Genomic DNA, 21,562 nt, shown 5'->3' with positions numbered 1-21,562 from the left:
GAGGCAGCCGGCCTTGTCGAGGCGATCGGCGAGGGCGTCGCTGGTTTCGCGCCGGGCGATGCGGTCAGCATCATCCCGCCGCGATCGATGGCGCGCTGGCCTGCCTATGGCGAGCTTGTGACCTTTCCGGCCGAGCTCGTCGTCAAGCATCCGCCGTCGCTTTCGTTCGAGGCCGCCGCCGCGACCTGGATGCAATATCTCACCGCCTATGGCGCGCTGATCGATATCGCCCATCTGTGCCCTGACGAGCCCGTCGTCATCACCGCCGCTTCGAGCAGCGTCGGGCTCGCCGCCATCCAGATCGCCAACAGAATTGGCGCCGTGCCGATCGCCGTCACCCGGACGTCGGCCAAGAAGACGCCATTGCTCGATGCCGGCGCTGCGCATGTCGTGGCCTTGGCTGAGGACGATCTCGAGGCGCGGCTGAGAGAAATCGCGCCGCAAGGCGTGCGCGTCGTGCTCGACCCCGTCGGCGGCCCGATCTTCCCGCCTCTTGCGGCCGGAATGGCGCGCGGCGGCATTCTCATCGAATATGGCGGCCTCAGCCCTGAGCCGACGCCGTTCCCGCTGTTCGAGGTCCTGGCGAAGACGTTGATGCTGCGCGGCTACCTTGTCCACGAGATCACCGGCGATCCCGCCCGGCTGCAAACAGCCAAGCGCTTCATCCTCGATGGCCTCGCATCGGGCGCGCTGAGGCCGATCATCGCCAGGACGTTTCCGTTCGAGGCGATCGCCGAGGCGCACCGCTTTCTCGAGGCGGGCGAACAGTTCGGCAAGATCGTCGTGACTGTGTGAGGGCCTGAAAGGATCGGCGACCGATCGAGCGGCGCGCCCGATCGATCATGCCGCCCGAATTACGGAGACCGTCGCTACCCGCGCTTTTCGATAACCGCGTAGAGCACGTTGCGGTTCTCGCCATAGAACACCTGCGCGTCGACCGTGTTGCGGTCGACGCTGGCATTGATGATGTTCCACATGTCGGCTTCCGAGCGCAGCAGCAGCACCCAGTCCATGAACGTCTCGCGATAGCCGGCGTCGGGAGTGCCTTCGGCATAGTTGGCGAACAGGAACCTGCCGTTCGGCTTCAGCATCTGCAGGCACGTCTTCGTCAGCTTCACCGCGACGTTGTGCTGAAGATAGTCGTAAAGGCCCGAAGCATAGATCAGATCGAACTTGCCGAGCTTGTGGCCTCTGGTGAGCACGGTTCGCACCGAGCCGTCCACGGCCTCGATCGCGGTGCCCTGGAAATCGCGCGCGATCAGACCGACGCTCTGCGGATCCTGGTCGAGTGCGACCCACCGCTTCAGCCTGCCCTCGGCAAGCGCGGTCGAGCGGTTGGCCTCGCGCAGATGGCCGGCCGCGATCGCCAGCACTTCCGCTTCCGGTCCATTCCTCGCCGCAGTCTCGTCGACATATCGGGTCAACAGGTCCCGCCGTTCCCGCGCCGCGACGCATGACGGCACATTCTGGGTATGGCTGTAGAGCGCTTTGCCGATCTCCGAGGCGTTGGCCACGTCGTCGGCCACATGCGGATCGCAATAGATAAAGTCGAGCAGCTGCGCGTCGCCGGAATAACCTCTGGGTTTGGTGAAGGACCAGTGCGTGAGCGGATCCTGGAGGAAATATTGCAAGATCGCATGGTTCTGCGCCACCGGTATCAAGGCCTGCCAGACGTCGGGATGGACCCTGGAACGCAGTGCATTGAGCACTGACAGCAGCCTGCGAACGATCTCGGCGGGATCCTTCCGCAGCTCGATCTGCTGCTGCGTCGTCAACTGGATGAGCGCGAGCTCCGCGCGAGCATCCTCGAACGCCTCGCCGTGGCGCTCGGGCTTCCCTCGATGCAGACCGGCGGCAATTGTCTTGGCAGTAATCAGGCTTTTGCCATCAAAAACGGTCTGCACTGGATACTCCGTGGTTAACAGTCATTTAACTTATTGCGTAGAATGTCGGATTTGCCAACGGTGATCGTTAGCATTTTAATGATATGATTAATTTCCCGCTAACCATCTCGCTTCATTGGATATTTTGAGGGCCGGAATTCGGGTTCGAGTTAACGCAAACTTGTCTCCCGCCGTGGCATTTTATTGCTCGGCAAACCGTTGTTTCCCTAGGAGCGGGCCCGCGTGGGGGCAGGAGCGAGAAAAGAGTTAGAAAGGCAAAAACCCTTTGAGCAGGGGTTCATTGCGGACGAACGCGTCGCGTCCAGATTGGCCGATATGGCGCATGTCGAGCCCTACGAGCCGCGCCCCGGCCCGGGGCCGAACGAGCTGCGCGTCCTTTATCGCGAGGAATCGCAGGCGAAGCGGCGGCGGGAAGCCAGGCCCGGGCTTTGGATGGCCGTCGCCATCTATGTGCTGTTCTCGGCGACGGATCTGCTGCTGATACCGGATGTGGCGCTCTACACGATCACGGCGCGCTTCGCCGTCGGCCTGACCGCGCTGCTGACGCTGGAGGGCCAGCTTCGCCGCGGTGTTGCCACGCAATGGCTCGACGTGACCTGCGCGGCCGCAATCATCTTTGGCTATATCGGCTGGCTGTGGCCTACATCCTGGGGGGCCGACCGGGAAACCGTCGCCTACTACATGGTGTTCGGCACGATCTTCATGATGAGCGCCAACCTCTTTTTCACATTCAGCTTCAAGGTCTCGATCATCACGTCGACCATAATCCTGTGCATTCTGTACGTGGTGAATTATTTTGTGCCTGCTTCGCTGACGTACAAAATGGTGTTCGGAACATTCTACGTCTCGTGCTTCACTTTCACCTCCTATGTGAACTGGAAGCTGAACGAGGAGCGCTACAACGTCTTCCTCAACGCGCTCGAAGCCAAGATCCAGCACAAGGAGGCGACGGAGCGCGGCAAGGCCTTGCTGAGACTATCGCGGACGGATCCGCTGACGGGCCTTGAGAACCGCCGCGCGATCGACGAGAAGCTGCGCGAATACTGGAGCGACTGGCAAAAGCTCGGCAAGCGTTTCGCGGCGATCCTCATCGACGTGGATTTCTTCAAGAAGTTCAACGACTGCTATGGCCACCAGGAGGGCGACCGTTGCCTGATCCATGTCGCCAACGCGCTGAGCGAGCTGGTCACGCGACACAACGGCTCGATCGGGCGCTACGGCGGCGAGGAATTCATCGTGCTCGCCCGCATGAACGACAAGGAACAGGTCGCCGCTCTCTCGGAAGCCATTTGCCGCACGGTGGAGGATCTGGCGCTGACGCACGAGCTGCGGCGCGACGGCACCTCGATCGTGACGGTGAGCGTCGGCGCCGCCTTCACCAGGACGCAAGCCGGCGCCAAGCTGGAGAAGATCATCCACGAGGCCGATCGCGCGCTGTACCTGGCGAAAGCCGGCGGCCGCAATTGCGCCCGCCTGTTCGACCCGACCGATCCGCAGAGCAGCGACGAGAGCGAGAACATCGCGGCCTTGCTCAAGATCGCAATCGACAGGAATCTCGTCTCCCTGGTCTATCAGCCGATCCAGGAAATAGCCTCGGGCCGGGTCGAGGCCGTCGAGGCGCTGATGCGCCTCAAGATGCTCGACGGCATACTGGTTCCGCCGAGCCTGTTCATTCCGGTGGCCGAACGAACCGGCGCCATCCTGGAGCTCGGCCGCTGGGCGATAAGGACGGTGTGCACCGACGTCCTTGCGCATGACGACGTCCGCGTGGTCAGTGTCAACGTGTCGCCGATCCAGCTCAAGACGCCCGGCTTCGCGACGTCCGTCGCCGGCATCCTCGGCGAAACCGGCGTGGCCGGCAGCAGGCTTGCCTTCGAGATCACCGAGGGGCGCGAGCTGGAGATGGACTCCGACATCCTGCGCTGCATCAGCGACCTGAAGCTCCTGGGCATCAAGATCTGGCTCGACGATTTCGGCACGGGCTTCGCCGGCCTGTCATGGCTGCGCCTGATCGATTTCGACACGGTCAAGATCGACCGCTCGTTCCTGCATGACTGCGGCACGCCCAAGGGCATGGCCATGCTCCAGGACATCATCGCGCTGGTCCGCAACCGCGGCCACAAGATCCTGGTCGAAGGCGTGGAGACCGACGAGCAGATGGCCCTGATGCGCGACTTCGGCATCGACAAGGTCCAGGGCTACCACGTCGGCCGCCCGATGCCCGCCGCAAGCTTCCAGGCAAAGCAGCAGGTGCAGAAGCGCCCGTTCACGGTGCTGAAGTCGGCGTGATACGGCATTCGAATTGAAGCCGCAGGTAAAGGCATTTCCGAGATCGAGTCTGAGGCGCGGGCGGGGGAGCAGTTCCTCCTTCCCAGCTGCCTGTCCCGAACAGTTCGGCAAGGTCGTGGTCGTGGTTTGAGGCGCGCTTGCCTGTTTGCAGGCTGCGGCCCCGCTCAGCAAAAGGGTTAATAGGCCGCGGCCGAGCCGGGTATAGCCTGAAGGCGCTCGATGTCCTGACGGGGCGGGGCGCCGAACAGGCGCCGATATTCGCGGCTGAACTGGGACGGGCTGTCGTAGCCGACCGCGAAACCGGCCGTGCCGGCGTTGGCCCCGTCGGCCAGCATCAGCCTTCGCGCTTCCTGCAGGCGTAGCTGCTTTTGATACTCGAGCGGGGTCATGCGTGTGATCGCCTTGAAGTGGGCGTGAAGCGACGACGCGCTCATGCCTGAGGCGGCGGCAATCTCGTCGATCCGCAACTGGGTGTGAAAGCCGTTGCGTATCGTGGCGATGGCGCGGCTCACCTGGTTCAGGTGGCTGTCGATGGTTCCCATTTGACGAAGCGTTGCGCCATGCGGACCGGTGAGCAGACGGTAGAGGATTTCGCGCTCCACGAGCGGGGCCAGGACATCGATGGTCTCGGGGCGATCGAGCAGCTTCACCAATCGGCACGCGGCATCGATCAGGTCCGGGTCGCTTGGATAGACGGCAAGCACGGGCAAGTCCTTTTCGGGAGAAGCCCGCCGCTCGGTCACTAGCAGGTCGGCAAGTGCCGCGGGGTCGAAGTCGATCTTGCAGCACAGATATGGCGCGGCCGGACTGGCCGCGAGAACATGGCCGACCAGAGGCAGGTCGACCGAAACAAGAAGATAGCTCGATGCATCATAGACCACGCTCTGGCCGGCCAGCGAGACGCGCTTCGACCCTTGGGCGATTATGCAAAGCGAAGCTTCATAGACCGCCGGCACGGGCGCGCTGGGATGGTCGGCGCGAATGAGCGACAGCCGGGGCACCGCGGTGCCCGACATGCCGGAAACCGGTGCGAACCGCGAGATCAGCTGAGCCAGATCGGCAATTTTGTCCATGCCGCATAAATCTGCATCGCGCGCGATGTTGCAAGGCTTGGTCGGCTTGTTTGGAGGATCGTGCAAACTCTTTGGACGATCGCGCTACCGCTCTCCGCCTTCGCGCCACCATTTTGCGTCCCGTCACCGCAAGCGAAAAGGAAACGATCATGACGGGACTGAAAGACAAGGTTGTATTGGTCACCGGCGCCTCGAGCGGCATCGGCGAAGCGACGGTTCGCGAGCTCTCATCGGCGGGCGCCAGGCTGTTTATCGGCGCCCGGCGCGGCGAGCGTCTGAAGGCGCTGGCGCAGGAACTCGGTGAAAGGGTTGCCTGGCGCGACCTCGATGTGACGGATGCGGCAAGCTTCGACGCATTCGCCGATGCCGCGCACGCCGAATTTGGGCGGATCGATGCGCTGGTCAACAATGCCGGCGTCATGCCGCTGTCGCCGCTTGCCGCGCTGAAGCGCGATGAGTGGGCGCGCATGATCAACGTCAACATCTTCGGCGTGCTGAATGGGATCGCTTCGGTACTGCCGCGCTTCGTCGCGCAGAAAAACGGGCACGTGGCCAACGTGGCGTCCGTCGGCGCGCATCTCGTGCTGCCCACCGCGGCGGTCTACTGCGGCACCAAATATGCAGTATGGGCGATCACCGAAGGCCTGCGCCAGGAGCATGACGACATCCGCGCCACGATCATCTCGCCCGGCGTGACCGCGACCGAATTGGGCGACGACATCAGCGATCCCCAGGTGGCCGCGGCTTTGAAGGAGTGGCGGCAGAAATCGCTGACGCCGGACGCCATCGCCCGCGCTATCCACTTCGCCCTCGAACAGCCCGATGGCGTCGACGTCAACGAAGTGATCGTGCGCCCGACGTCGGCGAATATGTAGACATTCGTCTGCCAAGATGCCGGTTGTCAGTGAATGACGAGCAGGCCGGCCCGAACGCCGGCCTGCTCCAGCCATTGAGGTCAAGCAGCCTTGACCTTCAGCTCTGCCTCGCCGCGCACCATCCTGGTCACGCCGGCGAAGTCGAGCTTGCCGGAACCGAGCACCGGCACCTTGGGCACGACACGCACTTCGGCCGGCACCATCAGGTCCATGGCGCCGTTGGCCTTGGCGAAGGCCAGGAACTCGGCGCGGGTGGCGCCGGAGGCTTCGGTGATGAGGATCAGCTTCTCACCCTTGCGCGCGTCCGGGACCGCCGCGACGGCCGATGGCGAGCCTTTCCAGAGTTCACCCGCCAGCGCCTCGACCGCCGCCAGCGAAATCATCTCGCCGCCGATCTTGGCAAAGCGCCTGGCGCGGCCCCGGATCGAGATGAAGCCGGCATCGTCGACGGTGACGATGTCGCCGGTGTCGTGCCAGCCGTCTTTCAGCGGCTCGATCACGCCGGGGTTCTCGGCGCGCAGATAGCCCGACATGACGTTCGGACCACGCACGAACAGCCGCCCGCCCTCCTCGACGCCGGGCACCGAATCCAGGCGGTACTCCATGCCCGGCATGATTTTGCCGACGCTGCCCGACTTGTTGTACATCGGCGTGTTGATGGCGATCACCGGGGCTGCTTCCGTCACGCCATAGCCCTCGAGGATGCGCAGGCCGAACTTCTCCATATAGGTCGTGCGCGTCGCCGCCTTGACCGGCTCGGCGCCGGCGAAGCAATAGCGCACCGAGCGGAAGTCGTAGGGGTGCGCGGTGCGCGCATAGCCGGCGAGGAATGTATCGGTGCCGAAGATGATCGTCGCGTTCGACCCGTAGATCAGTTCCGGCACGATGCGGTAGTGCAGCGGCGAGGGGTAGAAATAGACCGGCACGCCCGAGATCAAGGGTAGCACCGTGCCCGCCGTCATGCCGAAGGAGTGGAAGATCGGCAGCACGTTGAATACCTTGTCGCCCGAGTGGAAGTCGATGCGCGAGGCGGCCTGGGCGGCGTTGGCCAGGATGTTGCGGTGGGTGAGCACCACGCCCTTGGGCGTGCCCTCCGAGCCCGAGGTGAACAGGATCGCCGCCGGGTCATCGGCCTTGCGCGCCACCCGCGGCGTCGTCTTGCGCAACAGGCCGAGCAGCTTGTCCTTCAGGCCGATCGTGGCGCGCAGGTCATCGAGCCAGACGATGTCGACCGAACGGCCGATCTCCTCGACCACCGCCCCGAGCTTGGCCTGCTCGACGAAAGCGCGGGAGGTGAGCACGGTCTTCACCTCGGCCGCCTTGCAGGCCGACAGGATGTTGGCCGCGCCCGCGGTGAAGTTGATCATCGCCGGCACCTTGCCGGCCGACATGACCCCGAGCAGCGTCGCGCATGAGCCGTTGGCGTTGGGAAGCATGATGCCCAGCGTCTCTTGTCCCGCATAGAGATGCTCGAACTTCTCGCCGAGCACCGCGGCGGCGGTGAGCAGCTTGCCGTAGCTCAGCGAACCGGTGACCGGATCCTGCACGGCGAGCTCCTTCATGCCGCGCTCGTGCGCCGTCTCGATGATCTTCTGAAGCACCGTCTTGTCGATATCCTGGGTGCGGAAGACGAGGTCCGACATCACCTGGTAGAGCGCGGAGCCCGCCGCGGCGCGGCGCTGGCGCCCCTTCAGCTCCGCGGGGACTTCGAGCTTGACCGGCTCCAGGATGGTCACCTTGACCTTCGGGAACAGCCGATGGCGCACATGCTGCGAGGTCAGCCGCGAGAAATAGCTCTTCTCCAGCCCCTCGATGCGCACCGGCACCACCATCGAGCCGGTCTTGTCGGCGACCATGGCGGCGCCGTCATAGACTTTCATCAGGCCGCCCGTGACGGTGATGCGTCCCTCCGGGAAGATGACCAGCGGATCGCCGCCCTGCACGATCTTGATCAGTGTGCGGGTCGACATCGGCTTCGCCGGATTGAGCGGCAGCGCGCGGGCGAGCTTCATGAACGGCTTCATCCACCAGGCCTGCGCGATCGTGTAGTCGATGGCGAAGACCGGTTCCTCATCGGTCAGCGTCAGCGCCAGCGGACCGTCGAGGAAGCTGACATGGTTGAGCGCCAGGATCGGCGCCTTGCCGGCCGCCTTGAGATTGTCGAGCCCCTCGACCTCCAGCCGCAGGAAGGCGCGGAACAGGATCGAGACGAAGTCGCGGAACGGATTGGTCGGCAGGAATTTCAGCATCAGCCAGGCGGCAATCGCGTTGGCGACGACGAGGCCGGACAGGATGCCCGCGATCGAGACGCCGGCAGCCTGGATGGCGGCGACAAGGATGCCGCCGACCGTCATGAAGCCGGCATTGACGATGCTGACCGCGGCAACGACGCGGGCGCGGCGCGCCTCCGGCGACCAGGCCTGTACGGCGGCGAAGGTCGGCACCACCAGGAATGCGGCGGCAATGGCCATGCCGGCGAGGTCGATGGCCACACGGATGGTGTTCGGGCCGGCGAAGAAGGACGAAAGGCTGGCGGCTGTCGGCGAAGGCTGCATGCCGCCGATTGTCCAGGCCAGATGCAGGCCGAACAGCGCCATCAGCGCGGTGCCGACCGGCGCCGGCAAAAGCACCATGCGGCCCTGCGACATCCAGGCGGCGATGGCCGAGCCGACGGCGATGGAGACGGCGAACACCGCGAGATATGCGGTGACGGCGATCTCGTTGCCGCCGAGCGAATCCTTGATCATCGCCGGCAGGATCGAAAGCACGATGGCCCCGACCAGCCAGAACCAGGAGGTCATCAGGCCGGCGCGCCAGATGCGCGTGTCAGTGCGCAGGTCGGCGACCTGCCGCCAGGTCGAGCGCAAGATGTTCCAGTCGATGGTGAGGTTGGGAGCAGCCGAACCGGTGGCAGGGATGTAGCGGCTGACCAGCCAGCAGCCGACGGCGAGCGCCATCATGATCGGTCCGAACACCGCGACGCCAATGCCGTCTGCGGAAACGACGCCGCCGGCAATCGTGCCGCCGAGGATCGCGGCGAAGGTGGCCGACTCGATCCAGGCGTTGGCCTTGGGCAGTTCCTTGCGCTCGAGATGGTCCGGCAGGATGCCGTATTTGATCGGCCCGAACAGCGCCGAGATGATGCCGAACATCAAGAGCGCCGTCATCAGCACCGGGATCGAGGACAGCGCGATGCCGACGACGGCGACGGCGGCCGCGGCGATCTCGGTGAATTTCAGCCGCCGCGCGATCAGCGCCTTGTCGAAGCGGTCGGCGATCTCGCCGCCAAGCGCCGAAAGCAAGAGGAAGGGCGCCATGAAGACAGCGCCGGCCAGCGTCACCAGGGACGCGGCCTGATCCTTCGCCAGCGTGAACAGAATGAGGAACACCAGCGTGTTCTTCAGGAAATTGTCGTTGAAGGCCGAGAGGAATTGCGTCCAGAAGAGAGGCGCGAAGCGCCGCGACATCATCAGATGGGTGTTCATGGCAATTTCCATTGGGCAAGTCTGGCTGGCAATCCGATTGGACTGAGCGGACACTTGCGGTTTGAGCCTCGTTGTATCGCAAAGGGGTTAAACTTCGTTACTGTGGTTCAATCCGATCCATTTGTTTCTTGGTCTTGGCGCCTGGAATCTGTCGCGCATGATCGGTTTCCAGGCCTTCCAGGCACTCGACTGTTTGCGGGCTTGGTTGTCGGCGAGCATCGATATGGTCCTTTCGTTTCAGCATTAGGCTGCGTCGGTGCAGGCTTGTTTCAGGTCGGATACATACTCTTGAACGTCGTTCAAGTGGCGCACCTTAGCACATCGTGAACGGCGTTCAAGATAAAAATGAACGATGTTCAAAAGCCGAATCGATGTTCAAGAGAAAGAACGGCGAACCGCGAGCTGACCTCATAAGGCAGCAGCCCGAACGATCCTGTAACTGCGGCAAAGTCGAATTCGCACGAAAATTTAAAACGTTTGCAATTTCATGAAAGGCGATTACAAACGTTTCAACATTGCGTTCAGGGAGGAACGATTGCCGGCCCGTGTCACCACGCTGAAGGAACTCGCCGCGAGCCTCGGTCTGTCGATCACGACGGTGTCGCGGGCGCTTGCCGGCCATCAGCAGATCGCGCTCAAGACGCGCGAGCGAGTCGCTCAGGCGGCGCGCCAGGCCGGCTATGTTCCCAACACCGCGGCGCGCACGCTAGTTTCCGGCCGCAGCGGCTTCGTCGGGCTGGTGCTACCGATCCGCGGGCCCAACCTGGTCGATTCCTTCCTCGGCGAATTCGTCACCGGACTGGGCGAGGGCCTTGTGGCGCACGGCGCCGATCTCATCCTCGCCACAGCGGCGGTCGATCAGTCAGAGATTTCCGTCCTGCGCCATGTAGTCGAATCAGGGCGCGCCGACGGTGTCGTCATCACCCGCATCGCCGAGGTCGACGAGCGGCTCGCCTACCTACGCCGGCGCGGCTTTCCCTTCGTCGCGCATGGCCGGCTGCTCGACAGCGACTTTGCCTACAACTGGCTCGATACCGACGGCGCGTATGCCTTCGGCGAAGCCTTCGACATGCTCTACGATCTCGGCCACCGCCATTTCGGCCTGGTGACGATTTCCGAGCCGATGACGTTTCGGCATCTCAGGCAGGACGGTCTCGCGGCGGCGATTGCCCGTCGCTGCGATCCATCGGTCCGCCTCGACGTGGCGACCGCCCCGCGTTTCGATCGCGGCGCCCGCATCCAGGCTGTCAGCCGGATGCTGCAGGGGCCCGACCGACCGACGGCCATCGTCGCCTTGTTCGACGAGCTGGCGCTGACGGTGATGGAGGAGGCGGCGCGCGCCGGCCTCACGGTGCCGCGCGACCTCTCGGTCATCGGCTTCGACAACGTCGTCGCCTCCGGCTACGCGCCGCCCGGCCTCACCACGTTCGATGCCTCGATCCGGCAATGCGCGCGCGAGATCGCCGACATGCTGCTCACCGTTATTTCCGAACGGCCGGCGGAGCCTTTGACACGACTGATCCGGCCGACGCTGGTGCCGAGAGCGAGCCATGGCCCCGCGCCGAAGACAAGAAAGTGACGCCGGCCTGACGGCGCACATACAGGGAGGAAAAGGCATGACCAATGTGTTGAGGAAACTGGCGGGTGCGGCGTTGGCGCTGTCCGTCGCCGTTGGCGGAGCCCATGCGCAGCAGGTGCTGTTCTGGTCGACGCAGGCGCGCCCCGTCGAGGAAACGCAGAAGATGCGCGACGAGGTGCTGAAAGGCTTCGGCGGCCCGGTCGACTACCAGGTCGCCGAGGACGGGCCCTGGCTCACCCGCCTGCAGGCCGAGTTGCAGGCCGGCTCTGGCGCTATCGGCCTGTTGGGCGGCCTGCATGGCGACTTCTCCACCGTCGGCGCCAGCCTTGTCGATCTCTCCGCCGTCGATGTCGGAGGGGTCAAGGTCAACGAGGCCTACAAGAAGCTCGGCATGCTCGGCACGGGCGAGCAGAAATACATGCCCTGGATGCAGGCCACCTATCTGATGGCGGCGAATAAGCAGGCACTGCAATATCTGCCGCCGGGCGTCGATCTCAACACCATCACCTATGACCAGCTGATTGAATGGTCGAAGAACATCGCCGAAAAGACCGGCTCGCCGAAATTCGGCTTTCCGGCCGGTCCGAAGGGACTGAAGCACCGCTTCTTCGAAGGGTTTCTCTACCCCTCCTACACCGGTTCGATGGTGACCAGGTTCCGCTCGGCCGAAGCCGAGACCGCCTGGAACAAGTTCAAGGAGCTTTGGCAGTACACCAATCCGAACTCGACCAACTATGCCTTCATGCAGGAGCCGCTGCTTTCGGGCGAGGTCTGGGTCGCCTTCGACCACGTCGCGCGCCTAGCTGATGCCTTCAACCAGAAGCCCGACGAGTTCGTCGCCTTCCCGGCGCCGGCAGGTCCGGCCGGCCGTGGCTTCATGCCGGTGGTGGCCGGCGTCGCCATCCCGAAGACCTCGCCCGACATCGACAAGGCCAAGGCGCTGGTCGCCTATATGCTGAAGCCTGAAACGCAGATTGCGACGCTCAAGGCGACCAACTTCTTCCCGGTCGTCGAAGTCAAGCTGCCCGACGACATGCCGGCCTCGGTGAAGGCCTTCGGCCCGGCGATCGCCGCCATGACGGGTGCGCCCGATGCGCTGCCGGCGCTGCTGCCGATGGGGCTCGGCGATCTCGGCGGCAAGTTAAACCAGGTCTACAACGACAGCTTCGAGCGCATCGTGCTAGGCGGCGAGGACGTGCATGGCGTGCTAGAAGAACAGGCGGCCGCGCTCAAGGCGATTATCGAGCAGGCCAAGGCGCCGTGCTGGGCTCCCGACAAGCCGTCCGAAGGCGCTTGCCCAGTCGAGTAGCTGGCCGACCAAGGATCCTCCCAAGGGGTGCCCGGAGTTTGTTGCGCTCCGGGCGCCCGGACCGCGGCCCTCGCTTGCGCAGGCAAAGGACGAACACCATGAACGGCAAGGCTCTGCCCTATCTGCTGCTGATGCCAGCGACTTTGTTCCTTTGCGTCTTTTTCCTCTATCCCTTTGTGCTGGTCGCCTTCGAGGCGGTGACCCGCGACGGCGCCTTCACCGTCGATAATTTCCGCACCATGGCCGGCAGCTGGAAATTTCCGGCCACCGTCCGCAACACGCTGCTGCTTGCCGCGATCGTCGTGCCGATCCAACTCGCCATGGCGCTCCTGATGGCATCGGTGGTCTCGCGGCTGGAGAGTGGGCGCAGCGCGGCGCTTTACATCTTCGCCATTCCGCTCGGCATTTCCGACCTCGCCGCCGGCCTGATCTGGCTCGCCATCTTTGACCAGTCCGGCTTCCTCAACACGCTGCTCTCCGGCCTCGGCATCGTCGACCGGCCGGTCATGTTCCTCGGCTACCAGAGCAAGCTGACCATCTTCATTGCCGTCGCTCTGGCCGAGATCTGGCGCGCCACTGCGATCATGATGGTCATCCTCGTTGCCGGCATGGGGCTGATCCCCAAGGAATATTACGAGGCGGCGGAGGTCTTTGGCGCCGGCCCTTGGAAGCGCTTCGTCCGCATCACCCTGCCGCTGCTGCGCCCCAGCCTGCAGACGGCGATCATCCTGCGCGTCATCCTCGGCTTCGAGGTCTTTGCCGTCGTCGCGGCGCTTGGCGGCACCAATCTGCCGGTGCTGATGGGCGAGACCTACAACTGGCAGTTCACGCTGCAGGACCGCAATGTCGCCGCCGCTTCGGCGCTGCTCATCCTCGCCATCTCGATCGGCTTCACGCTGTTTTTCCTAAGGGTGCTGCGCGTGCCCAAGGAGGCGCGGATATGAGGGAGGCACGCCTATGAGCGCCGTCGCGGAAGCGCCTGCCGCGCCTGCAATCGCCGATGCGAAGGCCGGCGACTGGCTGCTCGTCGCCACCGCAGTCCTGCTTTGCGTCTGGGTGCTGCTGCCGATCTATCTGCTGATTGTCAACGCAATGTCGTCGCCGCAGGACGTGACCGGCTTTCCCAAGCATTTCTTCCCGTCCTTCGATCTTGGCAGTCTTGCCTTCTTCATCAATTTCGCCGGCGTGGCCAGGGCGCTGTGGAACTCGGTGCTGGTCGCCACGCTGACGATGATCCTGTCGATCGGCTTCGGCGCGCCGGCGGGTTATGCGCTGTCGCGCTTCGACTTTCCGGGCAAGGGCACCTTCCGCTTCCTGGTGCTGATGACCCGCGCCTTTCCCCTGCCGCTCTTGGCGCTGCCGCTGGCGGTGATGTTCATCCGCACCGGTCTCGACGACACCGCGATCGGCCTGGCGCTGGTGCACACGACGCTGGCGCTGCCCTTTGCGGTGCTCATCACCTTCTCGCTGTTTTCCGGCATCCCTATCGAGATGGAGGAGGCGGCATGGACACTCGGCTGCACCCGGTGGCAGGCCTTTCGCAAGGTGATCCTGCCGCTGGCGCTGCCCGGCATCGCGGCCTCGGCGGTGTTCGCCTTCACCATCTCCTGGAACGAGGTCTTCACCGCCGCCGTGCTCACCATCGAGAACCGCACGCTGACCGCCTTCCTGCTACAGAGCCTCGGCGAGTCGCCGCTCTATCTGAAGTTCGCCGGCGGCGCGGCGCTGGTGGTGCCGGCACTGATCTTCATCTTCGCCGTCAGGAAATACCTGTTCGCCATGTGGGGGATCGCCAACCGATGACGCGCGAGAGGAAGAACGCTCATGGCTGAGATCGTCATCAAGGGAGTGGCCAAGCGCTTCGGCGGTTTCACCGCGCTGCATCAGGTCGACCTCGCCATCGCCGACCAGGAATTCATGGTGCTGCTCGGCGCCTCCGGCTGCGGAAAGACCACGCTGCTCAGAATCGTCGCCGGGCTGGAGACGCCGAGCCAGGGCGAGGTCTGGATCGGTGGCCGCCGCGTCGACCACCTGCCGCCGCGCGACCGCGGCATCGCCATGGTGTTCCAGAACTATGCCGTCTTTCCGCATCTGACCGTGTTCGAGAACATCGCCTTCGGCCTGCACATGAAGAAGCTTCCGCATCAGGAGGTCGACCGTCGCGTCAACCGCACTGCCGAGCTGATGCATATCGAGCAGCTCTTGAAGCGCTATTCCGGCCAGCTGTCCGGTGGCCAGCGCCAGCGCGTCGCGGTTGCCCGCGCGCTCGCCATGGAACCGGACGTCATCCTGATGGACGAGCCGCTGTCGAACCTCGACGCGCTGCTGAGGCTGGAGATGCGCGCCGAGCTGAAAGGCGTGCTCGCCGCATCGAAGACCACCACAATCTATGTAACCCACGACCAGGTCGAGGCGATGAGCCTTGCCGACCGCATCGCCGTCATGCATCAGGGCCGCATCGTCCAGGCCGCGTCGCCGGTCGAGGTGTATCGCAATCCGGCGGCACGCTTCGTCGGCTCCTTCATCGGTAACCCGCCGATGAATTTCCTGCCTGCGTCCAAAGCCGCGAATGGCAGCTGGAATGTCGCCGGGCTGACGCTGCCGGGGCCGAAGTCGGACAGGCAGACAATCGAATTCGCCATCCGGCCCGAGGACGTCGATGCCGGCGACAACGGCTTGCTGGCCATCGTTCGCGTCATCGAGCCACTCGGTCCGCACACGCTGGTCACCTGCGATGTCGAAGGCGGCCTGTTCCGCGCCGTGCTGGACTCCAACGCCACGGTTGCGGTTGGCGACCGCCTGCGGCTCGCCCCCAAGCCCGACCGCATCCGCTGGTTCGATCCCGAAACCGCCAATGCCCTCTGAAAGACCTCGATCCGCCATGACAGCCGCTGCCGCCCAGGACATCATCGCCCGCGCCGTCGAGGTGCTTAAGGAAAACGACCACGGCGACTACACCATCCCGACGAAAGGGCTTTATCCATTTCAGTGGAATTGGGATTCCTGCCTGACGGCCCTTGGCCTCGCCCATTATGACGAGGCGCGCGCCTGGACTGAGATCGAGACCCTGTTCGCGCATCAATGGTCCGACGGCATGGTGCCGCACATCGTCTTCCATGTCTGGAACGACGGCTATTTTCCCGGGCCCGAGGTCTGGCGCACCGGCCGTCCGACGGCGACTTCGGGTATCACCCAGCCAGCCGTCGCCGGCTTCGCCGTACGCCGCCTGTTCGACCGCGCGCGCGACAGGAAGCTTGCCACGGAGCGGGCCCGTGGGCTGCTGTCGAAGATCGACGCTTGGCACCGGTGGTTCTATGCGAACCGCGACCCGAAAGGGGATGGGCTGGTTGCGATCATCCACCCCTGGGAGTCCGGCCGCGACAATTCGATCGACTGGGACGAGGCCTTCGAGCGCGTTCCGACCGAAGGCGTCGAGCCTTACACTCGCCGCGACATCCTGCACGCCGACCCGGCGCATCGCCCGACCCAGGCGCAATACGACCGCTATCTCTGGCTGGTCCAGCATTTTCGCGGGCTGGGCTGGGACAATGCCAGGCTGCACAACACCTCGCCGTTCCAGATCGTCGATCCTGGCTTCAACGCCATCCTGATCCGCGCCGCGGCCGATCTTGCCGATCTCGCCGAGGCGTTGGGCGAGACCGGGATCGCCGCGGCCAATCGTGCCCGCGCCGAAAAGGGCCTGGCGGCGATGGAGCGATTATGGAGCGACGCGCATGGCCAATATCTCTGCCTCGACCGCATCACCGGAAAGCTGGTCGACAGCGCCTCGGTCGGCGGCATCCTGCCGGCCTTCGCGGCCGTCCCGAAGGCGCGTGCAACGGCAATTGCCGCAACCGTCGAGCGCCTCGCCGGCAAGGCGCGATATGTCGTTCCGTCGCACGATCCCGGTGACCCGCGCTTCGATGCCCGGCGCTATTGGCGCGGCCCGGCCTGGCTGGTCGTCAACTACATGATCGCCGACGGACTTCTCGCCGCGGGCCATGCCGAGGTTGCCCGGAGCATCACCCGCTCCAGCCTCGACCTGATCACCGAAAGCGGCTTCGCCGAATATTACGATCCGCTCACCGGAGAACCGCTCGGCGGCGGCCGTTTTACCTGGACGGCGGCAATGGTGATCGAGTTTCTGCGCGCAACGTAAGCGCGCGTTCATCGAGCCCGCATACTTTGCCGCGGCTGGAGCTGCGCCAGCGCGCCGCAAACGGTTATCAATCGTCGCGACGTCATGCTTCGGGATCGCGATCGGCATCCCGGTCTTTGCCTGCACGCCCGACCATTTCCCCTGACGGCGGCGGCGCTGCGCCGCGAGGATATCGGCGCTGGGCGGCGGGTGCCGACATCAAGCTCATTCGCGCCGACGCTGAGACGCCAGGCGCGGCCGAGTAAATCAGCCTGGTCGATGATCAGAAGGGCTTCTCGCCAATTACCTCGAAGCGCTCGACCGCGCAGTGCTCGGCAATCACCGCCAGGATGTCCGTCGAAGGCTCGAGCGCGTCGGGCTGCTTCCATTGAACGTCGAAGGAAAAAACAAAGCAGTTGCGGTCGACATCGTGTTCCATGCCGACGAAGCGCACGCCATAGCCGAGCGGCCGTACCATTTCCTGGAGGTCGGGCGGCGAGCTTTTCGGCCATGAAACCGATAGGATCGCCTTGTGGTCTCGTGGGATTTTCAGATCGACCCATTTCAGCGCCTGCAGCGTCACCAGCGTCAGCACTGTCGCGATCATGCCGAGGCCATACTGACCGCCGCCGAAGGCAAGGCCGATCATGGTCATGATCCACATCGTGGCGGCGGTGGTGACGCCGGTGACGAGATCGCCGCGCCGCAGGATGGCGCCGCCGCCGATGAAGCCGACGCCGGTAAGCACGCCGAGCGCGAAGCGCATCACATCCATGCGCACGAAGGAATCCGGCGTCTTGCCTGAGACGTCGAGCAGCATATTGGACTGTACCATGGCCACGCAGGCCGCCAGACCGACCAGTATGGTCGTCCGCAGCCCGGCGGAATGGCCGCGGGCCTCGCGGTTCAGGCCGATGAAGAAGCCTGCGACCAGCGTCAGCAGCAGCCGCGCGACGAGGTCCGGCCAGGTCGGATGAAGCGGCATGTCGCAGCAAAGTGTCTCGAACATCGTCTCGACAAGGGGTGTAAATTCTTCGCGCCTCAATTTCGTCCGCGACGTTCAACCGGGCAGAGCCGGGAATGGTTCCCTAAAGCATGTCTCCCGAAAGTGGGAACCGGTTTCGGGATAAAGACATGCGTAAAATCAAAAAACCTAAAGCGGCATGGAGCGAATCTGTAAGATCGGGACGCGCTTTAGTCGGCGCGTCTGAGGCATTCGCAAGGCACGGCCTCAATGAGCGGCAATGCTCAGCAGCAGCGCCAGAACGACGATGCTGACCAGCCCGGCGATGAAGATGATGCGGCGGGTGCGCGTGCGCAGGATGATCTCGGCCTGTCGCGCGTCCTGGCCCGAGAAGACCGGCCCTCCGCTGTCGCGGTCCTTGCGCATGAATTGCTCCTTCCTTTGGAACGGATCCGGAAGGTCTCTGAGCAGGAACCGATTTGTCGGTGTGAAGTTCCGCCGTGTTTCGGCAGGAGGGATGCCCGCGACCGGGATTGAACCGGCCGCGGGAGATGTTGCTTTAGGCGAATTTCGGATCGAGGCTGCCCGACTTGTAGCGCTTGGCCATCTCCGCCAGCGGAATCGGCTTGATCTTCGGCGCGTTGCCGGCGGTGCCGAACTGCTCGAAGCGCTCCTTGCAGAGCTTCTTCATCGCCGCCATGGCCGGCGTCAGATATTTGCGCGGGTCGAACTCCGACGGGTTCTCGGTCAGCACCTTGCGGATCGCGCCGGTCAGCGCCATGCGGTTGTCGGTGTCGATGTTGATCTTGCGCACGCCATGCTTGATGCCGCGCTGGATCTCCTCCACCGGCACGCCCCAGGTCGGCTTCATCTGGCCGCCATATTTGTTGATGATCTCCTGCAGCTCTTCCGGCACCGACGAGGAGCCATGCATCACCAGATGCATGTTGGGCAGACGGCGGTGGATCTCCTCGATCACATTCATCGCCAGCACCGCGCCGTCCGGCTTGCGCGAGAATTTGTAGGCGCCGTGGCTGGTGCCCATGGCCACCGCCAGCGCATCGACATGCGTGTCGCGCACGAACTGCTCGGCCTGCACCGGGTCGGTCAAGAGCTGGTCGTGGCTGATCGTGCCTTCGACGCCGTGGCCGTCCTCCTGCTCGCCGCCGCCGCTCTCCAGGGAGCCGAGCACGCCGATCTCGCCCTCCACCGACACGCCGCCCCAATGCGCCATGTCGACGACGCGGCGCGTGATGCCGGAATTGTAAGCATAGTCGGCCGGAGACTTGCCGTCCTCCTTCAGCGAGCCGTCCATCATCACCGAGGTGAAGCCATACTGGATCGCGGTGACACAGGTCGCTTCGTTGTTGCCGTGGTCGAGATGCATGCAGACCGGGATATCGGGATGGATCTCGACCAGCGCGTCGATCAGCTTGGCCAGCACCACGTCATTGGCGTAGGCGCGCGCGCCGCGGCTGGCCTGCAGGATGACCGGCGACTTGGTCTCCTCGGCCGCCTCCATGATGGCGAGGCCTTGTTCCATGTTGTTCATGTTGAAGGCAGGCACGCCATAGCCATGTTCGGCGGCATGGTCGAGCAATTGTCTCAGTGTGATGCGAGCCAACGAATAGTCTCCCGTATCTGTTGAAAGCGCGATTTAGCAGGTCGGGCCGAAACCCGGCCCAACTGCTTCTGGCCGGATTTCCGACGGACCGCAACCCACTCAGGTCGCGGTCCTGAAATCCAAATCGGTTTAGTTCCGATGCGCTGCTCGCAAAGGGGTTCAGGCCGCGATTCTGGCACGCGCGGCGAGGATCTCGACGCAGGCCTTTGCCGCCTCCTTGCCCTTCAAAGCGAAATGCTCGTGGAAGAAGCGGTGATGCTCGGCGCTGTCATGGTAGTTGTGCGGCGTCAGCACCGCCGACAGCACCGGCACGCCGGTCGCAAGCTGCACATTCATCATCCCGTCGATGACGGCGCTCGCCACGAAGTCATGCCGGTAGATGCCGCCATTGACGACGAAAGCGGTGCCGAGGATCGCGGCATAGCGGCCGGTCTCGGCAAGCGTCTTGGCGTGCAGCGGGATCTCGTAGGCGCCTGGAACGTCGAAGACCTCGACGGTGAAGCCGCCGAGCGCGGCAAGCTCAGCCTCGAACGCCGCCACGCATTGGTCGACGATGTCGGCATGCCAGCGCGCGCGAATGACGGCGACACGAAGGGTAGTTTGGTCTTTGGGGAAATGCTGATTCATGGGTCCTTCCGTTTCGAACCAGAATCAGGACGCACGACGCAAAAACGCGGTCCGCGCGAGCGGACCGTCTTTCAGCGATCGTTCTCTTCCATCCGGACTGTAACCGTCGGCTCCGGAATCGCACCGGATCTGCTGACCCTTCCACTAGAGCGCCACGCGTCCTTTTGGACGCGTAAAGGACGCTCTAGCACTTAAGAATCCACGCATTGATGCGTGGACCGGGAGGCGCTCGCGGGCTTGGGTCGAGACCCTTACCGCCGGTGGGGACTTTCACCCCGCCCTGAGAACATTAACGCGGGTTTTATGAGAGAGGAGGGTGGCGCTGTCAATTGGCGACTGGCCAATCCTTCCCTTGTAGGGATGCCCGGCAGGGTAGGGGCGGCGCTGTCCCGCCAACGTATCTATGCTTGGGTTCCTCGCCCCGCCGAAGGCGGGGAGAGGTGTCCGCGAAGCGGACGGAGAGGGGCTTCGTAGGGCGCTCCCCTCTCCGTCTCGGCTTCGCCGAGCCACCTCTCCCCACTTTCGTGGGGCGAGGAACCTTGATCCTGCGACGCCGCGATACTTCGCGCCCCCTCTGTCCTGGCGGACTTCTCAGCCGTCACCCACGCTCCGGAAACATAGCCTTCAGCCCCTCGCGCGAGGCTTTCGCCACGCCGCGCTCAGTGATGAGACCCGTCACCAGCCGCGCCGGCGTCACGTCGAAGGCCGGGTTCGCCGCCGGCGTCGCATCCGGCGACACGCGCACCTGCGCCACCTTGCCGTCCGCCGTCTTGCCCCAGACCAAAGAGACCTCGTCGCCGGAGCGTTCCTCGATGGGGATTTCCTTCAGCCCGTCGGCCACCGTCCAATCGATGGTGGGCGAGGGCAGCGCGACGTAGAAGGGCACCTCATTGTCGGCGGCGGCGAGCGCTTTCAGATAAGTGCCGATCTTGTTGCAGACGTCGCCATTGGCCGTGGTGCGGTCGGTGCCGACGATCACCATGTCGATGTCGCCATGCTGCATCAGATGGCCGCCGGCATTGTCGACGATCAGCGTGTGCGGCACGCCGTGGCCGGCCATCTCCCAGGCGGTCAGCTGGGCGCCCTGGTTGCGCGGCCTGGTCTCGTCGACATAGACATGGACGGGGATACCGGCCTCGGTCGCCAGATAGATCGGCGCGGTGGCCGTGCCGTAGTCGACCGTCGCCAGCCACCCGGCATTGCAATGGGTGAGGATGTTGACCGTCTCGCCCGGCTGCTTCTTCGCCGCGATTTCCTTGATGATGGCAAGTCCGTTCTCGCCGATGGCGCGGTTTAAGCCCACATCCTCGTCGGCGATCTCGGCGGCCCGCTTGTAGGCAGCCTCCGCGCGCTCTTCCGGCGCGAGCGGCTTCAAGAAGCGCCGCATCTCGTCCAGCGCCCAGCGCAGGTTGATCGCCGTCGGCCGCGTCTTGTGAAGCGTCTCCCATACCGCGTCGAGTGCTTCGTCCGACGGATCGTCCATCATCTGGATGGCGACGCCGTAAGCCGCGGTGACGCCGATCAGCGGCGCGCCGCGCACCCACATGTCGCGGATGGCGGTGGCGACACCGGCGACGGTTCCGATCGTCTCGATGCGGAACTCATGCGGCAGCCAGCGCTGGTCGATGATCTCGACCGAGCGCTTGTCGTCGCTGAGCCAGATGGTGCGGTAGTGGCGTTCGCCGACGTTCAAAT

17 protein-coding genes and 1 riboswitch are annotated in these 21,562 nt (G+C 64.2%); of the genes, 9 read left to right on the top strand and 8 right to left on the bottom strand.

From position 1 onward, the window contains the following. Positions 1 to 795, top strand: a 795-nt coding sequence (locus EOA23_RS03225) for a zinc-dependent alcohol dehydrogenase family protein (protein WP_127302875.1), incomplete at its 5' end; no start/stop codon positions are given. Between the two features lie 74 nt (positions 796 to 869). Here EOA23_RS03225 and EOA23_RS03220 read toward each other — a convergent pair. After that, complete coding sequence (locus EOA23_RS03220) at positions 870 to 1,904, bottom strand: class I SAM-dependent methyltransferase (RefSeq protein WP_127302874.1); 1,035 nt, start codon at positions 1,902 to 1,904, stop codon at positions 870 to 872. A 315-nt stretch (positions 1,905 to 2,219) separates the two neighbouring features. Between EOA23_RS03220 and EOA23_RS03215 the strand changes: the two genes are divergently transcribed. Further along, positions 2,220 to 4,193, top strand: a complete 1,974-nt coding sequence (locus EOA23_RS03215; protein ID WP_127302873.1) for an EAL domain-containing protein — start codon at positions 2,220 to 2,222, stop codon at positions 4,191 to 4,193. A gap of 176 nt (positions 4,194 to 4,369) precedes the next feature. On the opposite strand, the gene EOA23_RS03210 is transcribed toward EOA23_RS03215, so the two are convergent. Continuing rightward, complete coding sequence (locus tag EOA23_RS03210; protein WP_127302872.1) at positions 4,370 to 5,266, bottom strand: AraC family transcriptional regulator; 897 nt, start codon at positions 5,264 to 5,266, stop codon at positions 4,370 to 4,372. Positions 5,267 to 5,415: 149 nt separating this feature from the next. Here EOA23_RS03210 and EOA23_RS03205 point away from each other — a divergent pair, with 149 nt between their 5' ends. Continuing rightward, positions 5,416 to 6,141 (top strand): SDR family oxidoreductase, encoded by a 726-nt coding sequence (locus tag EOA23_RS03205; protein WP_127302871.1) that lies wholly within the window; start codon positions 5,416 to 5,418, stop codon positions 6,139 to 6,141. Between the two features lie 80 nt (positions 6,142 to 6,221). Here the strand turns inward: EOA23_RS03205 and EOA23_RS03200 are convergent, their stop codons facing one another. Then, positions 6,222 to 9,626, bottom strand: a complete 3,405-nt coding sequence (locus tag EOA23_RS03200) for an acyl-[ACP]--phospholipid O-acyltransferase (RefSeq protein ID WP_127302870.1) — start codon at positions 9,624 to 9,626, stop codon at positions 6,222 to 6,224. Positions 9,627 to 10,161: 535 nt separating this feature from the next. On the opposite strand from EOA23_RS03200, the gene EOA23_RS03195 reads away from it, so the two are divergent. From EOA23_RS03195 to EOA23_RS03170, 6 genes are all read left to right on the top strand, one after another. Further along, positions 10,162 to 11,205, top strand: a complete 1,044-nt coding sequence (locus tag EOA23_RS03195) for a substrate-binding domain-containing protein (protein ID WP_127302869.1) — start codon at positions 10,162 to 10,164, stop codon at positions 11,203 to 11,205. Between the two features lie 37 nt (positions 11,206 to 11,242). Further along, positions 11,243 to 12,514 carry an ABC transporter substrate-binding protein gene (locus EOA23_RS03190; protein WP_126062361.1) on the top strand — a complete coding sequence of 424 codons (1,272 nt, stop codon included), beginning with the start codon at positions 11,243 to 11,245 and terminating at the stop codon, positions 12,512 to 12,514. Positions 12,515 to 12,612: 98 nt separating this feature from the next. Continuing rightward, positions 12,613 to 13,458: a sugar ABC transporter permease gene (locus EOA23_RS03185; RefSeq protein ID WP_127302868.1), complete on the top strand. Its 846-nt coding sequence runs from the start codon at positions 12,613 to 12,615 to the stop codon at positions 13,456 to 13,458. Positions 13,459 to 13,471: 13 nt separating this feature from the next. After that, positions 13,472 to 14,317 carry a carbohydrate ABC transporter permease gene (locus EOA23_RS03180; RefSeq protein WP_127302867.1) on the top strand — a complete coding sequence of 282 codons (846 nt, stop codon included), beginning with the start codon at positions 13,472 to 13,474 and terminating at the stop codon, positions 14,315 to 14,317. Between the two features lie 21 nt (positions 14,318 to 14,338). Next, complete coding sequence (locus tag EOA23_RS03175) at positions 14,339 to 15,379, top strand: ABC transporter ATP-binding protein (protein ID WP_127302866.1); 1,041 nt, start codon at positions 14,339 to 14,341, stop codon at positions 15,377 to 15,379. A 16-nt stretch (positions 15,380 to 15,395) separates the two neighbouring features. Then, complete coding sequence (locus EOA23_RS03170; RefSeq protein WP_127302865.1) at positions 15,396 to 16,673, top strand: trehalase family glycosidase; 1,278 nt, start codon at positions 15,396 to 15,398, stop codon at positions 16,671 to 16,673. A gap of 262 nt (positions 16,674 to 16,935) precedes the next feature. On the opposite strand, the gene EOA23_RS03165 is transcribed toward EOA23_RS03170, so the two are convergent. The 5 genes from EOA23_RS03165 to mtnA form a co-directional block, all read right to left on the bottom strand. Continuing rightward, positions 16,936 to 17,661: an MgtC/SapB family protein gene (locus EOA23_RS03165; protein ID WP_127302864.1), complete on the bottom strand. Its 726-nt coding sequence runs from the start codon at positions 17,659 to 17,661 to the stop codon at positions 16,936 to 16,938. Between the two features lie 222 nt (positions 17,662 to 17,883). Then, a complete protein-coding gene (locus EOA23_RS03160) occupies positions 17,884 to 18,042 on the bottom strand; it encodes a peptide ABC transporter permease (protein WP_127302863.1) in 159 nt (52 codons plus the stop codon). Positions 18,043 to 18,175: 133 nt separating this feature from the next. Then, entirely contained in the window at positions 18,176 to 19,240 is a 1,065-nt protein-coding gene (fba, locus tag EOA23_RS03155; protein ID WP_127302862.1) for a class II fructose-bisphosphate aldolase, read from the bottom strand. Positions 19,241 to 19,399: 159 nt separating this feature from the next. After that, positions 19,400 to 19,867 (bottom strand): 6,7-dimethyl-8-ribityllumazine synthase, encoded by a 468-nt coding sequence (locus EOA23_RS03150; RefSeq protein ID WP_127302861.1) that lies wholly within the window; start codon positions 19,865 to 19,867, stop codon positions 19,400 to 19,402. 76 nt (positions 19,868 to 19,943) lie between these two features. Further along, a riboswitch (FMN riboswitch) is annotated at positions 19,944 to 20,159 on the bottom strand. Between the two features lie 306 nt (positions 20,160 to 20,465). Next, positions 20,466 to 21,560: an S-methyl-5-thioribose-1-phosphate isomerase gene (gene mtnA / locus EOA23_RS03145; protein WP_127302860.1), complete on the bottom strand. Its 1,095-nt coding sequence runs from the start codon at positions 21,558 to 21,560 to the stop codon at positions 20,466 to 20,468. Positions 21,561 to 21,562 lie beyond the last annotated feature (2 nt).

Origin of the sequence: Mesorhizobium sp. M2A.F.Ca.ET.042.01.1.1 (assembly GCF_003997405.1) — a bacterium.
Classification (GTDB): domain Bacteria; phylum Pseudomonadota; class Alphaproteobacteria; order Rhizobiales; family Rhizobiaceae; genus Mesorhizobium.
Note: the sequence above shows the minus strand (reverse complement) of the source record. Positions and strands in the feature narration are given on the sequence as shown.

Bases quoted from the DNA above. Each gene is read 5' to 3' on its own strand.
- EOA23_RS03150 (WP_127302861.1), bottom strand. From the start codon at position 19,867: ATGAATCAGCATTTCCCCAAAGACCAAACTACCCTTCGTGTCGCCGTC.
- EOA23_RS03200 (WP_127302870.1), bottom strand. From the start codon at position 9,626: ATGAACACCCATCTGATGATGTCGCGGCGCTTCGCGCCTCTCTTCTGG.
- EOA23_RS03185 (WP_127302868.1), top strand. From the start codon at position 12,613: ATGAACGGCAAGGCTCTGCCCTATCTGCTGCTGATGCCAGCGACTTTG.
- EOA23_RS03175 (WP_127302866.1), top strand. From the start codon at position 14,339: ATGGCTGAGATCGTCATCAAGGGAGTGGCCAAGCGCTTCGGCGGTTTC.
- EOA23_RS03210 (WP_127302872.1), bottom strand. From the start codon at position 5,266: ATGGACAAAATTGCCGATCTGGCTCAGCTGATCTCGCGGTTCGCACCG.
- EOA23_RS03190 (WP_126062361.1), top strand. From the start codon at position 11,243: ATGACCAATGTGTTGAGGAAACTGGCGGGTGCGGCGTTGGCGCTGTCC.
- EOA23_RS03180 (WP_127302867.1), top strand. From the start codon at position 13,472: ATGAGCGCCGTCGCGGAAGCGCCTGCCGCGCCTGCAATCGCCGATGCG.
- EOA23_RS03165 (WP_127302864.1), bottom strand. From the start codon at position 17,661: ATGTTCGAGACACTTTGCTGCGACATGCCGCTTCATCCGACCTGGCCG.
- EOA23_RS03205 (WP_127302871.1), top strand. From the start codon at position 5,416: ATGACGGGACTGAAAGACAAGGTTGTATTGGTCACCGGCGCCTCGAGC.
- EOA23_RS03170 (WP_127302865.1), top strand. From the start codon at position 15,396: ATGACAGCCGCTGCCGCCCAGGACATCATCGCCCGCGCCGTCGAGGTG.
- EOA23_RS03215 (WP_127302873.1), top strand. From the start codon at position 2,220: ATGGCGCATGTCGAGCCCTACGAGCCGCGCCCCGGCCCGGGGCCGAAC.
- EOA23_RS03160 (WP_127302863.1), bottom strand. From the start codon at position 18,042: ATGCGCAAGGACCGCGACAGCGGAGGGCCGGTCTTCTCGGGCCAGGAC.